At 69.3% G+C, this 13,867-nt stretch carries 13 protein-coding genes; 5 read left to right on the top strand and 8 right to left on the bottom strand.

The features are described from left to right. Positions 1-162: 162 nt before the first annotated feature. Entirely contained in the window at positions 163-1,191 is a 1,029-nt protein-coding gene (locus ACAG26_RS05645) for an oxygenase MpaB family protein (protein WP_370480380.1), read from the bottom strand. Positions 1,192-1,261: 70 nt separating this feature from the next. Between ACAG26_RS05645 and ACAG26_RS05640 the strand changes: the two genes are divergently transcribed. The 5 genes from ACAG26_RS05640 to phoU all read left to right on the top strand — a co-directional run bounded on the left by ACAG26_RS05640 (position 1,262) and on the right by phoU (position 7,174). Further along, the gene (locus tag ACAG26_RS05640; protein ID WP_370480379.1) at positions 1,262-1,846 is read left to right on the top strand and encodes a TetR/AcrR family transcriptional regulator; all 585 of its coding nucleotides are present in this window, start codon (positions 1,262-1,264) and stop codon (positions 1,844-1,846) included. A gap of 94 nt (positions 1,847-1,940) precedes the next feature. Beyond that, positions 1,941-2,951 (top strand): acyl-ACP desaturase, encoded by a 1,011-nt coding sequence (locus ACAG26_RS05635; protein WP_370480378.1) that lies wholly within the window; start codon positions 1,941-1,943, stop codon positions 2,949-2,951. Further along, positions 2,939-4,102 (top strand): tRNA dihydrouridine synthase DusB, encoded by a 1,164-nt coding sequence (gene dusB, locus ACAG26_RS05630; RefSeq protein WP_370480400.1) that lies wholly within the window; start codon positions 2,939-2,941, stop codon positions 4,100-4,102. Before ACAG26_RS05635 ends, dusB begins: the two co-directional genes overlap by 13 nt. 253 nt (positions 4,103-4,355) lie before the next feature. Then, entirely contained in the window at positions 4,356-6,467 is a 2,112-nt protein-coding gene (locus ACAG26_RS05625; protein ID WP_370480377.1) for an LCP family protein, read from the top strand. Between the two features lie 41 nt (positions 6,468-6,508). Next, complete coding sequence (phoU, locus tag ACAG26_RS05620) at positions 6,509-7,174, top strand: phosphate signaling complex protein PhoU (protein WP_370480376.1); 666 nt, start codon at positions 6,509-6,511, stop codon at positions 7,172-7,174. Here the strand turns inward: phoU and ACAG26_RS05615 are convergent. The 7 genes from ACAG26_RS05615 to ACAG26_RS05585 all read right to left on the bottom strand — a co-directional run bounded on the left by ACAG26_RS05615 (position 7,171) and on the right by ACAG26_RS05585 (position 13,754). After that, on the bottom strand, positions 7,171-8,097 hold the full coding sequence (locus tag ACAG26_RS05615) for an NADP-dependent oxidoreductase (protein ID WP_370480375.1): 927 nt from the start codon (positions 8,095-8,097) through the stop codon (positions 7,171-7,173). The genes phoU and ACAG26_RS05615 overlap by 4 nt on opposite strands. 41 nt (positions 8,098-8,138) lie before the next feature. Beyond that, the gene (gene pstB / locus ACAG26_RS05610) at positions 8,139-8,915 is read right to left on the bottom strand and encodes a phosphate ABC transporter ATP-binding protein PstB (RefSeq protein ID WP_370480374.1); all 777 of its coding nucleotides are present in this window, start codon (positions 8,913-8,915) and stop codon (positions 8,139-8,141) included. A gap of 9 nt (positions 8,916-8,924) precedes the next feature. Then, positions 8,925-9,839 carry a phosphate ABC transporter permease PstA gene (gene pstA, locus ACAG26_RS05605; protein WP_370480373.1) on the bottom strand — a complete coding sequence of 305 codons (915 nt, stop codon included), beginning with the start codon at positions 9,837-9,839 and terminating at the stop codon, positions 8,925-8,927. Further along, on the bottom strand, positions 9,836-10,759 hold the full coding sequence (pstC, locus tag ACAG26_RS05600; RefSeq protein ID WP_370480399.1) for a phosphate ABC transporter permease subunit PstC: 924 nt from the start codon (positions 10,757-10,759) through the stop codon (positions 9,836-9,838). The genes pstA and pstC overlap by 4 nt, the downstream gene beginning before the upstream one ends. A gap of 115 nt (positions 10,760-10,874) precedes the next feature. Further along, positions 10,875-11,981, bottom strand: coding sequence for a phosphate ABC transporter substrate-binding protein PstS (gene pstS, locus ACAG26_RS05595; RefSeq protein WP_370480370.1), 1,107 nt, complete (start codon positions 11,979-11,981; stop codon positions 10,875-10,877). A 91-nt stretch (positions 11,982-12,072) separates the two neighbouring features. After that, complete coding sequence (mshD, locus tag ACAG26_RS05590; RefSeq protein WP_370480367.1) at positions 12,073-12,972, bottom strand: mycothiol synthase; 900 nt, start codon at positions 12,970-12,972, stop codon at positions 12,073-12,075. Continuing rightward, the gene (locus ACAG26_RS05585; RefSeq protein WP_370480364.1) at positions 12,969-13,754 is read right to left on the bottom strand and encodes a winged-helix domain-containing protein; all 786 of its coding nucleotides are present in this window, start codon (positions 13,752-13,754) and stop codon (positions 12,969-12,971) included. The genes mshD and ACAG26_RS05585 overlap by 4 nt, the downstream gene beginning before the upstream one ends. Positions 13,755-13,867 lie beyond the last annotated feature (113 nt).

Raw genomic sequence — 13,867 nt, 5'->3', positions numbered from 1 at the left:
CCGAACCCACAACCGGATAACCACGCGGCACAGCAACCTCCAAAACCACTAGACGTTGCACTGACCGTATGAATCCGCCCGAGTGAACCCCTACCTCAGCGCAATCTCGCGGGGATTACCGGCGCAATCTTGCGGGACCGCGAGCCAACCGCGAGCCGGCCGTCACACCTTGGGGCAGTAGTGCTTGGGGCTGTCCCGCTCATCCAGCGGCGGCAGGTTGCGCGCCGGGGTGTGCACCAGTGGGGTGTCGGCGGGGATGCGGCCGGTGGCCCGATCCCATCCGGCGCGGGCCCGCGGATGCTTGCGATACCGCCACGGCACCACGGTGAAGACCAGCCGGACCAGGTCCCCGAACCGGCGATGCAGCCATTCGTCGCGGCGTGACCAGCGGTAGCCCAACAGCTCCCGCACCGGCTGGTCGTAGAGCCCGACGGTGAACCACAAGAAGAACGGCGCCACCAGTTTGCGCTGGGCGGCCCACAGCCGGTCCGGCATCCATTGCGCGAACGGCGGTTTCGGCAAGGTGGACAGATCCAGCACGTCGCGGGTGGCCTGGTTGTCCTCCAGCACCTCCCGGCACATGTGGTCCCAGTAGACCCAGAAGTCCTCCCAGCTCTTGGGCACCGGACGCATGCTCATGCCGTACATCGCATACCAGGTGATGTGTTCGTCGAACAGCTGACGCTTTTGCGCCTCGGTGATCCCGCCGCAGAACCGTTCGGCCACGATCAGCGTGCCGACGAAAAACGTGGCGTGCGCCCAGTAGAAGACGTCGGGGTTCAGCGCGTGGTAGCGCCGGCCCCGGGCGTCGACCCCCTTGATGTCGATGTGGTAGTCGCGCACCTCGGCGCCGGTGGTCGGGGCGCGATCGCCGTCGAAGACCACGCCGCCGATCGGGTACAGCGAGCGCATCAGCCGCGGCCAGCGCTCCCGGAAGAACGTCGAATGCTCCTCGACCGCCGCGCCCAACTGGGGGTGCATGTTCTGCATCGATCCCGCCCACGGGCCCTGCAGCATGCCGCGCCAGTCACCGAAGTACTGCCAGGTCAACGAATCCGGGCCGAGCGGGGCCGGCGGCGCGTCATAGCCGAGCGACGAGACCGGACAGCCCGCCGCCGCCCCGAAAGCAACTGGGTCGGTGACGGTGTCGCGGCTGGTCACCGGGCACGCCTCAGACGTATCTTGAGTCACTGGTGAGGTTTCCTGTCAGTGTCAGATGACTTTGACTACATGCGTTGTCATCACGCAGCCTAGGAGGGATGTGCCGTCCGGTCAACGACGGGGCCGCTGGGCCGGTGTCCCGCTGGAGGATCGTCAGGCGCTACGTCGTGACGAGTTGATCGCCGCCGGCGTCCGGCTGCTCGGCGACGAGCACGGGCCGGCCTTGACCGTTCGGGCGGTGTGCCGCCAGGCCGGGCTCACCGAGCGCTACTTCTACGAAAGCTTCACCGACCGGGACGAGTTCGTCCGCGCCGTCTACGACGACGTGTGCGGTCGCGCGATGTCCACGCTGATGTCGGCGGGCACCCCGCGCGACGCCGTCGAACAATTCGTGGCGCTGATGGTCGACGACCCGGTGCGGGGCCGGGTGCTGCTGCTGGCGCCGGAGGTGGAGCCGGTGCTGACCCGCTCCGGCGCGGAATGGATGCCGAACTTCATCGAGTTGCTGCAGCGCAAGCTGACCCGCATCGGGGACCCGGTGCTGCAAGCCATGGTCGCCACCAGCTTGATCGGCGGGTTGACCGCGCTGTTCACCGCCTACCTCAACGGGCGGCTGACGGCCACCCGGGCGCAGTTCATCGACTACTGCGTGAACATGCTGTTGAGCCGCGTCACAACTTACTAACGGGCGGCGCCAGCGCCGGGCGATAAACTTGATGCTACTGACGTACACAGATATATTGCGTGCAACCGACGGATACAGATAACTGGGAGGGGCCATGTCGGAGAAATTGTCCGACCTGCAGCTGCTGCACGAGCTTGAACCGGTCGTCGAGAAGGGCCTGAACCGCCATTTCTCCGTCTGCAAGGACTGGAACCCGCACGACTACATCCCGTGGTCGGACGGCAAGAACTACTACGCGCTCGGTGGCCAGGACTGGGATCCCGAACAGTCCCAGCTGTCCGAGGTCGCCCAGATCGCGATGCTGCAGAACCTGCTGACCGAGGACAACCTGCCGTCGTATCACCGCGAGATCGCGATGAACTTCCACATGGACGGCCCGTGGGGCACCTGGGTCAACCGCTGGACCGCCGAGGAGAACCGGCACGGCATCGCGCTGCGCGACTACCTGGTCGTCACCCGCGCCATCGACCCGGTGGAGTTGGAGACGCTGCGGCTGGAGACGGTCAACCGCGGCTTCAGCCCGGGCCAAAACCACCAGGTGAAGGACGAGCTGTTCGCCGAAAGCCTGTTTGACTCGGTGATCTACGTCACCTTCCAGGAGCTGGCCACCCGGATCTCGCACCGCAACACCGGCAAGGCCTGCAACGAGACGGTCGCCGACAAGCTGCTGGCCCGGGTCTCCGGCGACGAGAACCTGCACATGATCTTCTACCGCGACATCAGCGAGGCCGGGTTCGAGATCGCCCCCAACCAGGCGATGAACTCGCTGCACCGGGTGCTGCGCAACTTCCAGATGCCCGGATTCGTGGTGCCCGAGTTCCGGCGCAAGGCGGTGACCATCGCCGTCGGCGGCGTCTACGACCCGCGCATCCACCTCGACGACGTGGTGATGCCGGTGCTGAAGAAGTGGCGCATCTTCGAGCGGGAGGACTTCACCGGCAAGGCCGCCGAGCAGCGCGACGACCTGGCCCTGCTGGTGCAGGAACTCGAGGAGGCCTGCGACAAGTTCGCGGTGTCCAAGCAGCGCTATCTGGAGCGCGAGGCCCGCAAGGCCGAGAAGCTGGCCGCCCGCAACAAGAAGGTGCTGGCGTCATCGGCGTCCTAGCCGACCGCTCGCCAGCGTTACGGATCGGCCCCATCCCGCTCGCCAGCCCGGTCGTGCTGGCCCCGATGGCGGGGGTGACCAACGTCGCATTCCGCACGCTGTGCCGTGAGCTGGAACAGGCCCGGGCCGGGACGGTCAGCGGGCTGTACGTCTGCGAGATGGTCACCGCCCGCGCGCTGGTGGAGCGGCATCCGGCCACGCTGCATATGACGACGTTCGCGCCCGAGGAGTCGCCGCGGTCGCTGCAGCTGTACACCGTGGACCCGGACACCACCTACGCCGCGGCGAAGATGATCGCCGACGAGGGCCTGGCCGACCACCTCGACATGAACTTCGGCTGCCCGGTGCCCAAGGTGACCCGGCGCGGCGGCGGGGCGGCGCTGCCCTACAAGCGGCGGCTGTTCGGCCAGATCGTCGCGGCCGCGGTCCGGGCCACCGAGGGCACCGGTATTCCGGTGACGGTCAAGTTCCGGGTCGGCATCGACGACGACCACCACACCCACCTCGACGCCGGGCGCATCGCGGAAGCCGAAGGCGCCGCGGCCGTCGCCCTACACGCCCGCACCGCCGCGCAACGCTACTCCGGCACCGCGGACTGGGAGCAGATCGCCGCACTTAAAGCCCAGGTCACGACGATCCCGGTGTTGGGCAACGGCGATATCTTCGACGCCAGCGACGCGCTGACCATGATGGCGGCCACCGGCTGCGACGGCGTGGTCATCGGCCGCGGCTGCCTGGGCCGGCCCTGGCTGTTCGCCGAGCTGTCGGCCGCGTTCGCCGGCACCGCGCCGCCCACGCCGCCCACCCTCGGCGAGGTCGCCGACATCATCCGCCGGCACGGCGCGCTGCTGGCCGCGCATTTCGGCGAGGACAAGGGCATGCGGGATATCCGCAAACACATCGCCTGGTACCTGCACGGTTTCCCGGCCGGCCCCGAGCTGCGCCGCTCGCTGGCGCTGGTCAAAACGCTCGACGAGCTCGACGCCCTGCTGGGCGGCCTCGACCCGGCGGTGCCGTTCCCGGCGGCGGCGACCGGGCCGCGCGGCCGGCAGGGCTCCCCCGCCGCGGTGACCCTGCCCGAGGGTTGGCTGACCGACCCGGACGACTGCACCGTGCCGGCCGGCGCGGACGTTATGCACTCTGGTGGCTGAACCGAGACAAACTCGGCATCGCGCTGACGGGGGTGGGTTCAGTACGATAGGGAACTTGTTGCATCGGACGGCCGCGGTCCCGCTGTCGGCGCCGCGCGACGAGGATGCACCACCGGCTACATCACATCTTGAATACGAGTACAGCGCGACCCCCACCGGGTAGCGCCAGAAAAGCAGTGCTTGCACCGTTTGCACTGCGGTGACGCACGGGCACCGGCACGTCGGGCACCTTGATTTCGGAGGCCGCGAGGACATGAGTGACGGCGATAACGCCACTCCTGGCCATCCGCGCGCGGGCGACGCCGACGGTGACCACGACCGGCATACCGGAATGCTGTCCGCGTCGCCAGGCGCCGCGCCGTGGGAACGCTGGCAGACCCCGTCCCGCTACACCGTCACCGCCGGGTCCCGCCCCGCGTCGCATCCGCGCACCCGGCGCCCGGCCCGCTCCCCGGTGCGGGCCGCCGCCCGCCCGGCCGCGCCGGAGCCCGCGGCGGGGGCCGGATGTCACGCCACCGGCGGGGTCACCGTCGCCGACCTGATCGCCAAGGTCGGTGACGCCCCCCGAACCGGGCACCACCGCGCCGCCCCGGAAATCGAGCCGCCCGATCCGTGGGCATACCCCGAGCCCGTCGATGCCGCCTACGCCTCGGAGTTGCCGGACCTCGACGGGCTGGCCCACCGCCGGCCGCTGATCCGCGACGAGGCCGACGCCGAACAAACCACGGTGCTGCCGCCGGTATCGAGCCGGGTGCCGCCGGCCCGGGTCGGTGACCTGGCGCCGGTATCGCCGCCCGACGAGAAACCCGCCCCCGGCCGTCGGTCGCTGCTGGTGGCCGGGCGGGTGGCGGCGGCACTGGTCGCGGTGCTCGCGTTGGCGCTGACCGGCGGGGGCTGGCAGTGGAGCACCTCAAAGAACAACCGGCTCAACACGGTCAGCGCGCTGGACCCCGATTCCCGCGACATCGTCGACCCCAACGGCCAGTACGGCGACGAGAATTTCCTCATCGTCGGCGCCGACACCCGCGCCGGCGCGAACAGCGAAATGGGGGCCGGCGACACCGAGGACGCCGGCGGCGCCCGGTCGGACACCATCATGCTGGTCAACATCCCGGCCAACCGGAAACGCGTGGTGGTGGTGTCCTTCCCCCGCGACCTGGCGATCACGCCGCTGAACTGCGATACCTGGGATCCGGAGACGGGCACCTACGGCGCCCTCTACGACGAGGAGACCGGGACCTACCACGACACGGCGTACACCACCACCAAACTGAACTCCACCTACGCATTCGGCGGGCCGAAGTGCCTGGTGAAGGAGATCCAGAAACTGTCCGGGCTGTCCATCAACCGGTTCATGGCCGTCGATTTCGTCGGCTTCACCAAGATGGTGGACACCCTCGGCGGGGTGGAGGTATGCAGCACCACCCCGCTCTACGACGACGAGTTGGGCACCGTGCTCGCCCAGTCCGGGCGCCAGGTCATCGACTCGAGCACCGCCCTCAACTACGTGCGGGCCCGCAACGTGCAAACCGAGTTCAACGGCGACTACGGCCGCATCAAACGCCAGCAGCGGTTCCTGTCGTCGCTGCTGCGGGCGCTGATCTCCAAGGAGACGTTCTTTTCGCTGAGCAAGCTGAACAGCGTCGTCAACATGTTCATTAACGACACCACGGTGGACCACGTCACCACCAAGGATCTGGTCAACCTCGGGCAGTCGCTGCAGGGGCTGTCCGCCGGACACATCACCTTCGTAACGGTGCCGACCGGCGAAACCGACGAGAACGGGGACGAGCCGCCGCGGACCGCCGATATGCGGGCCCTGTTCGACGCCATCATCAACGACGATCCGCTGCCCGGCGAAAACGATCTGAACGCCACCACCACCCCGACGGCCAAGTCCACCACCGCGACCACCGCACCCAGCCCGCCGGCCCAGAGCCAAAGCGAGCAGGTCGACACGGTGACCACCGCCGCGTCCGATGTCACCGTCCAGGTGTCCAATTCCACCGGCCAATCCGGTCTGGCCGCCGACGCCACCTCCGCGCTGCACAAACGCGGCTTCAACGTGATGAGCCCCGACGACTACCCCAACACGGTCAAGACCACCACGGTGTTGTTCTCGCCCGGCAACGAGCAGGCCGCCGCCACCGTGGCCTCGGCGTTAGGCGACGCCCCGATCCAGCGGATCACCGGTAAGGGCCAGGTGGTGCAGGTGGTGCTGGGTCCGGACTTTCGCGCGGTCAGCAGCCCCGCGCCGGAGGGCTCCTCGGTCACCGTGCACCTGACCCGCGCCACCAGCGTCGCCCCCACCGAGCTGCCCGATGACCTGACCGTCACCAACGCCGCCGACACCACCTGCGAGTAGCGTCATCCCGCTTCCGGCGGGGAGAACGTAGTCTTTAAGGCATGCGAACCGCCTATCACGAGCAGCTTTCCGGGCTAACCGAGCAGCTCGGCGAAATGTGTGGCCTGGCCGGGGCCGCCATGGAACGTGCGACTCAGGCCCTGCTGCAGGCCGATCTGGTGCTGGCTGAGCAGGTGATCACCGACCACGAACAGATCGCGGCGATGAGCGCCCGCGCCGAGGAAAGCGCCTTCGTGCTGCTGGCGCTGCAGGCGCCGGTCGCCGGGGACCTGCGGGCGATCGTGGCCGCCATCCAGATGGTGGCCGACATCGACCGGATGGGCGCGTTGGCGCTGCACGTCGCCAAGATCGCCCGGCGGCGGCATCCCCAGCATGTGCTGCCCGAGGAGGTCAACGGGTACTTCGCCGAAATGGGCCGGCTCGCGGTCGAATTGGGCAACAGTGCGCAAGAGGTGCTGTTGTCCCGCGACCCGGAGAAGGCGGCCCGGATCCGCGAGGAAGACGACGCGATGGATGACCTGCACCGGCATCTGTTCAGCGTGCTGATGGACCGGGAGTGGAAGCACGGGGTGGCGGCCGCCGTCGATGTGACGCTGCTGGGCCGGTTCTACGAGCGCTTCGCCGACCACGCCGTCGAGGTGGCGCGCCGCGTCATCTTCCAGGCCACCGGGAAGTTCCCCGAAGAGAACACGCTGCCCGCGCCCTAGGGCCACAGCACGATTTTGCCGCGGGTGTGCCGCTGTTCGAGGACTTGGTAGGCGCGCCGCACGTCGTCGAGTGAGAACGTGTCGGCGATCGGCACCTCCAGGTCGCCGGCGGCGACCAGGTCGGCCAGCTCGGCCAGCACCCGCGCGTCGGCCCCCTCGGCGTTGCCGGCGGTGTTGACCCCGAAGCGTTGTGCCGCCGCGAAATCGATGATGGTGTCGACGCGTTCGGGCGCGACCCCCAGCTCGGTCACCGCCAACTCCACGTAGCCGCCGCCGAAGAAGTCCAAAAACGCGTCGATGCGGCCGTGCGGGGCGGCCGCGGTGAGGCGCTGGGCCAGCCGGTCGCCGTGGTTGACCGGGATGACGCCGTGCCCGGTCAGCCAGTCGTCGTTGCCGGCGCCGGCGACCCCGAGGACGGTGGCCCCGGCCCGGCGGGCCAGCTGCACCGCGATGCTGCCGACACCGCCGGCGGCCGCGGTGACGGCCACGGTGTCGGCCCGGGTCAACGCCACCGCCCGCACCGCGGCGTAGGCGGTGCTGCCGGCCACGAACAGCGATCCGGCGACCTCCCAGGGCACCGCGGCGGGTTTGGCGGTCAGCTGATCGGCGGGCACCGCGACGAATTCGGCGTGGCTGGCCCGGGCGTCGGTGAACCCGAGCACTTCGTCGCCGACCGCGAACTTCTCGACACCGGCACCGAGTTCGGCGACCACCCCGGCCAGGTCGCTGCCCTGCCCGGACGGGAAGGTGGCCGGAAACCGGTCGTGCAGCGCGCCCTTGCGGATCATCGCCTCGCCCGGGTTGATGCCGGCGGCCTTGACCTGCACCACCACCTGCCCGGTACCCGGTGCGGGGCGGGGAACGTCGCGGACCTCGAGCACGTCGATGTCGCCGTAGTGATCGAACTGCACTGCTTTGGTCACGGGGTCTAGGACAACCCCGGCCGCCGCGCTATTCCCCGGTTCTAGCCGAACCGCCCGGAGATGTAGTCCTCGGTTTCCTTGCGGCTCGGGTTGGAGAAGATCTTCTCGGTGCCGTCGATTTCGATCAACCGGCCGGGTTTGCCGACCGACTCCAGGTTGAAGAACGCGGTCTGGTCGCTCACCCGGGCGGCCTGCTGCATGTTGTGGGTGACGATGACGATGGTGTAGTCCTGCTTGAGTTCGGCGATCAGCTCCTCGATGGCCATCGTCGAGATCGGGTCCAGCGCCGAACACGGCTCATCCATCAACAGCACATCGGGCTGCACGGCGATGGCCCGGGCGATGCACAGCCGCTGCTGCTGGCCGCCGGACAGCCCGCCGCCGGGTTTGTCCAGCCGGTCTTTGACCTCGTTCCACAGGTTTGCGCCCTTCAGCGCGTACTCGGCGGTCTCGTCGAGCAGCCGCCGGTTGCGCACCCCCTGCAACTTCAGCCCGGCGACCACGTTGTCGCGAATCGTCATGGTGGGAAACGGGTTCGGCCGCTGGAACACCATCCCGATGGCGCGCCGCACCCCGACCGGGTCGATTCCGGAGGCGTAGATGTCCTCGTCGTCGAGCAGCACCGAGCCGGACACCCGGGCGCCGGGGATCACCTCGTGCATCCGGTTCAGCGTGCGCAGCACCGTGGTCTTGCCGCAGCCCGACGGCCCGATGAACGCGGTCACACTGCGGGGCGGCACCGGCAGCGACACGTCGGCCACCGCGTGAAACGACCCGTAGTAGATGTTGACCTCTTTGAGGTCTAACCGCTTGGCCACCGATAACTCCTAAATCTTCCTCTGAGCAAAGACTCTAGCGACCAGCCTGGCTCCGACATTCAGTATGCCGATCAGCACGATCAGCGTCAGGGCGGCACCCCACAGCCGGTCGGTGGGCACCGGGTTGGCGCCCGCGCCGGCCGACGTCTGGTCATACATCATCCCGGGCAGCGAACCCATGAATCCGGAGAACAGGTTGAAGTTCATCGCCTGGGAGTACCCCACCAGGATCAGCAGCGGCGCGGTCTCCCCCATCACCCGGGCCAGGGCCAGCAGGATGCCGGTGAGGATGCCGGACAGGCCGGTCGGCATCACAATGCGGACAATGGTTTTCCATTTCGAGACGCCCAGCGCGTAGCTGGCCTCGCGCAGGTCCATCGGGACGGTGCGCAGCATCTCCTCGGTGGCCCGCACGATCACCGGCACCATCAGCAACACCAGCGACAACGACACCGCGAACCCGGAGCGCTGCAGGCCCAGGGTGGCCACCCACAGCGCGTAGATGAACAGGGCGGCCACGATGGAAGGCAGCCCGGTCAGGACGTCGACCACGAACGTGGTCAGCTTGGCCAGCCGGCTGCCGCCGCCGTATTCCACCAGGTAGATCGCCACGAAGATCCCCACCGGGATGGCGATGACCGCACACGCCAGCCCCTGCAGCACGGTGCCGACGATCGCGTGGTAGGCACCGCCGCCGGCCAGGTAGGGGGTCATCTGGGCTTGGGAATGGGTCCACCACCCGCTGGCGGCCACGACGCGGAATCCCTTGACCACCACCGCGTACAGCACCCGCACCAGCGGCACCAGGGCGATCACCATCGCCAGGGTCGCCAGCGCGGTCGCGGTGTGGTTGGCCATTCGACGGCGCAGGCTGACGCCCGCGAAACCGCGCGCCTTGACCGGCCGATCCAGCAGCGTGGTCATCGGTACCCCTGGCGGGCGATCGCCGTCCGCGCCAACCCGTTGACCACGAATGTCAACACGAACAGCACCAGCCCGGCCGCGATATAGGCGCCGGCCTTGTACTGGTCGTTGAATTCGGAGGCGGTGGCGGCGATCTTGCTGGCGAAGGTGTCGCCGCCGTCGAACAGCGACCACCCGAACGCTTTCTGGGTGCCGCGCAAGATGATCAGCATCGCGACCGTCTCGCCCAGCGCGCGCCCCAGACCCAGCATGCAGCCGCTGATGTAGCCGGAGCGCCCGAACGGCAACACCGTGGTCTTGACCACTTCCCAGCGGGTGGCGCCCAGCGCCAACGCGGCCTCGATCTGACCGTGCGGGGTCTGGGCGAACACTTCGCGGGTGACCGCGGCGATGATCGGCAGGATCATCACCGCCAGCACGATCCCACCGGTGAAGATGGTGCCGCCGCCGGCCACCGACGCGTTGCCGGTGGCGAACAGGAAGAACCAGCCCAGGTGCTCGTTGAGCCAGGTGGCGACCGGCCGCAGCTGCGGCGCCAACACGTACAGACCGAAGGCACCGTAGATGATCGAGGGCACCCCGGCCAGCAGGTCGACCAAGTAGGCCAGCGGCCCGGCCAACCGCCGCGGCGCGTACTGGGTGAGGTACAGCGCCACCCCCAGCGCGATCGGCATCGCCAGGACCAGTGCGAACAGCGAGACCAGCACCGTCACCTGCAGCAGGTCGGCGATCCCGAAGTGCATCGCCGACGTGTCGGTGGTGACCCATCGACCGCCGTAGGTGAAGAAGTTCTCCCGGTCGCGGGCCAGCGCGGGAATCGCCCGCCACAGCAGAAATCCGCCGATCGCCGCGATCAGGATCACCAGCAGCACCCCGGACCCCTCGGCGAGGACACCGAAGATTTTGTCCCCCAAATGCATCCGTGCGCGGCGGGAAGGCCGCGCCAGCGCGGCGCGCGGCGTCGGGGTGCCGGTCACGACGGTCGCACCGGAATCAGCGCCCTCCCTGTTCATTGCGCACCCTTAGGCAGCTCGGCTAGTCGATGGCGCCGATCGCGGTGATCAGGCGCTCCTTGAACCGTTCCGGCAGCGGGATGTATCCGGCCGCGGCCAACCCGCCCTGGCCGTTGTTGGCGGCCACAGTCAAAAACGACCGGACCGCGGCGGAGGTGTCGGGGGCATACCCCTTGGAACAGACGATTTCGTAGGTCGCCAGGACCAGCGGGTAGGCGCCGGCCGCCTTGGTGCCGTACAGCGAGTTCAGGTCCAGCCGCAGGTCGTTGCTGCCCTCGGTCTCGAACGTGGCGGCTTCGATCGCGGCCCGTGCCGAGCTGTCGGTGAGCGGCACCGCGCCGTTGCCGGAGTCCAGCTCCGCGACCCGCAGGTTGGCCTGGTTGGTGAAGCCCTGCTCGACGTAGCCGATGGCGCCCGGGGTGGTCTGCACGGCCTGCACCACGCCCGCCGACTTGTCCACGCCCTCGCCGACACCGCCGGCGAACTCGCTGCCGGCGCCTTTGGTCCAGGCTTGCGGGGCGGTCGCGGCCAGATACTTCTGGAAGTTGTCGGTGGTGCCCGAGGAGTCCGACCGGTAAATCGGGGTGATCTTGGTGGCGGGCAGGGCGGCGCCGGGGTTCAACGCGGCGATCGCCGGGTCATTCCAGGCGGTGACGGCGCCGCTGAAGATCTTGGCCAGCACGTCGCCGTTGACCACCAGCGCGTCGACGCCGTCGAGGTGGTAGGCCAGCACGATCGGCCCGAACACCAGCGGCAGATGCCACGCCGGGTTGCCGCCGCAGCGTTTGGCCGCCGCCGGCACCTGGTCGGGGGTCAGCGCCGAGTCGGATCCGGCGAAGTCGACGTGGTTGGCGATGAACTGGTCGCGGCCCGCGCCCGAGCCGGTGGGGTTGTAGGCCACGTTTTTGGTGCCGCACGCCTGCGCCCAGGCCTGGTTGAACAACGCGATCGCGTTCTGCTGGGAGGTCGATCCCTCGGCGGTCAGCGCGTTCTTGCCCGCACAGGCGGCCGTGTCGGCCGCCGCCGAGGTGTCGGGTGCCGCGTCGTTGTGGTCGCTGCCGCATCCGCTCAGGCCGAGCGCGGCGATCGTCGTCGCCACCAACGCCGTGCTCACCGTGTTGAGCTTCACCGATTCTCGCTTTCTGCGTTTGCTTAGCTGGTGCGGTAGCGGCTTGCCGAGGCCCTTGGCGATGGTAGCGCGGCCCTTAGACGGTCGTGGTTCACCGGTCGGCGCCGCGGGCCGCGTAGGCGGTGTCGACGCTGTGCACCGCAAAACCCAGCCGCCGATAGGTGCGCACCGCCGCGGTGTTATCCGCCTCGACGTAGAGCATCACCACCGGCCGCTCGGCGTCGGCGAGCCGTCGGGCCAGCCAGGCCACGCCCACCGACGTTAACAGCGCGCCCAGGCCGCGGCCCTGCGCGGCCGGGTCGACGCCCACCACGTACACCTCGCCCAACCCGGGCTCGTCGGGGTGCACCTTGGTCCAGTGGAAGCCCAGCAGCGCGTCGCCTTCGAACGCCAAGAACAGGCCGGCCGGGTCGAACCACGGTTCGGCGCGACGCTCGTCGAGCTGGGTCTGCGTCCAGCCGCCCTGTTCGGGATGCCAGGCGAACGCGGCGTTGTTGACCCGCAGCAGTTCGGCGTCGTCGCCGCTGCCGGCGTAGCTGCGGATCCGCACCCCGTCGGGCAGCTCGGGGTCGGGCACCCCGCGCAGCGAGCGGCGCATCTGCATCAGCTCCCGCACCGGTTGCAGCCCCAGCGCGACCGCCAGCGCCGCGGCCGGCGGCAGCGTGCCGTGCGCCCAGAACTGGGTCCGTCCGGCGGTCCGATCCAGCGCGGCGCGGGCCAGGGCCGCGCCGACGCCGCGGCGGCGGGCCCGCGGATGCACCACCAGTTCGGCCATCGGTGCGTCGGACGCGGCGGACAGGTTGAGGTAGCCGAGCACGGCGTCGTCGGCGCCGGTGACCAGCAGGTGGGCGCCGCGGTGGGCGGTGAGTTCGCGCAGCACCTGCTCGCCGACGGGCGCCACCCCGTCGTGGTCGCGGGCCGCGGCGATCAGGGCGCGGACCTGCTGCTGTTCGTCGGCCGACAGCGCAGCGCGCCAGTCGGGCGCCGTCACTGACTGGCCAGCGGGTTGCTCAGCGGATCGTCCACCGCGTCGGGTTCGGATGGCATCTCCTCGGCGTCGCCGACTTCCTCGTCCTCGTCGGCCTCGGGCACCGGGGCGCGGCCCCGCGCCGGCCGGACCGCCTTGTAGCCGACGTTGCGCACGGTGCCGATCAACGACTCGTATTCGGGACCCAGTTTGGCCCGCAACCGCCGGACGTGGACATCGACGGTGCGGGTGCCGCCGAAGAAGTCATACCCCCACACCTCTTGCAGCAGCTGCGCCCGGGTGAACACCCGACCGACGTGCTGGGCCAGATACTTCAGCAGCTCGAATTCCTTGTAGGTCAGATCCAGCGGCTTGCCGCGCAGCCGCGCGGTGTAGGTGCCTTCGTCGATGACCAACTCGCCGAGGGTGATCTGGCCGGCGCTCTCCTCGGCGACCGGGCCGCCGGCGCGGCCGACCAGCAGCCGCAGCCGGGCGTCCACCTCGGCCGGGCCGGTGCCGGGCAACAGGATCTCGTCGAGCCCCCATTCGGCGCTGACCGCCACTAGGCCGCCCTCGGTGACCACGGCCGCCACCGGCACCGTGGTGCCGGCCGCGCTGAGCAGCCGGCACAGCCCGCGGGCGGCGGCCAGGTCGGTGCGGGCGTCCACGATCGCCACGTCGGCGGACCCGGCCTCCAGCAGTGAGGAAACCTCCGTCGGCGCCGCCCGCACGTGATGCGGCAGCAGCGACAACGCGGGCAGCACCGACTCGGGGTGCGGGTCGGCGGTCAGCAGCAGTAGATCCAAGAAGCCCCTCCAGCCTCGGGGGAAGCTATCTCCCAATATGCACGCGAGAGTCAGTGCCTAAGGTATTTAACGATAGCGTGCGACCTGCTCTTTCGCTGTGCTCAACCCAGCCG

The organism is Mycobacterium sp. pUA109, assembly GCF_041287095.1.
Taxonomy (GTDB): domain Bacteria; phylum Actinomycetota; class Actinomycetes; order Mycobacteriales; family Mycobacteriaceae; genus Mycobacterium.
The sequence above is the reverse complement of the archived record's forward strand: the minus strand, read 5'-3'. Positions and strand labels throughout refer to the sequence as shown.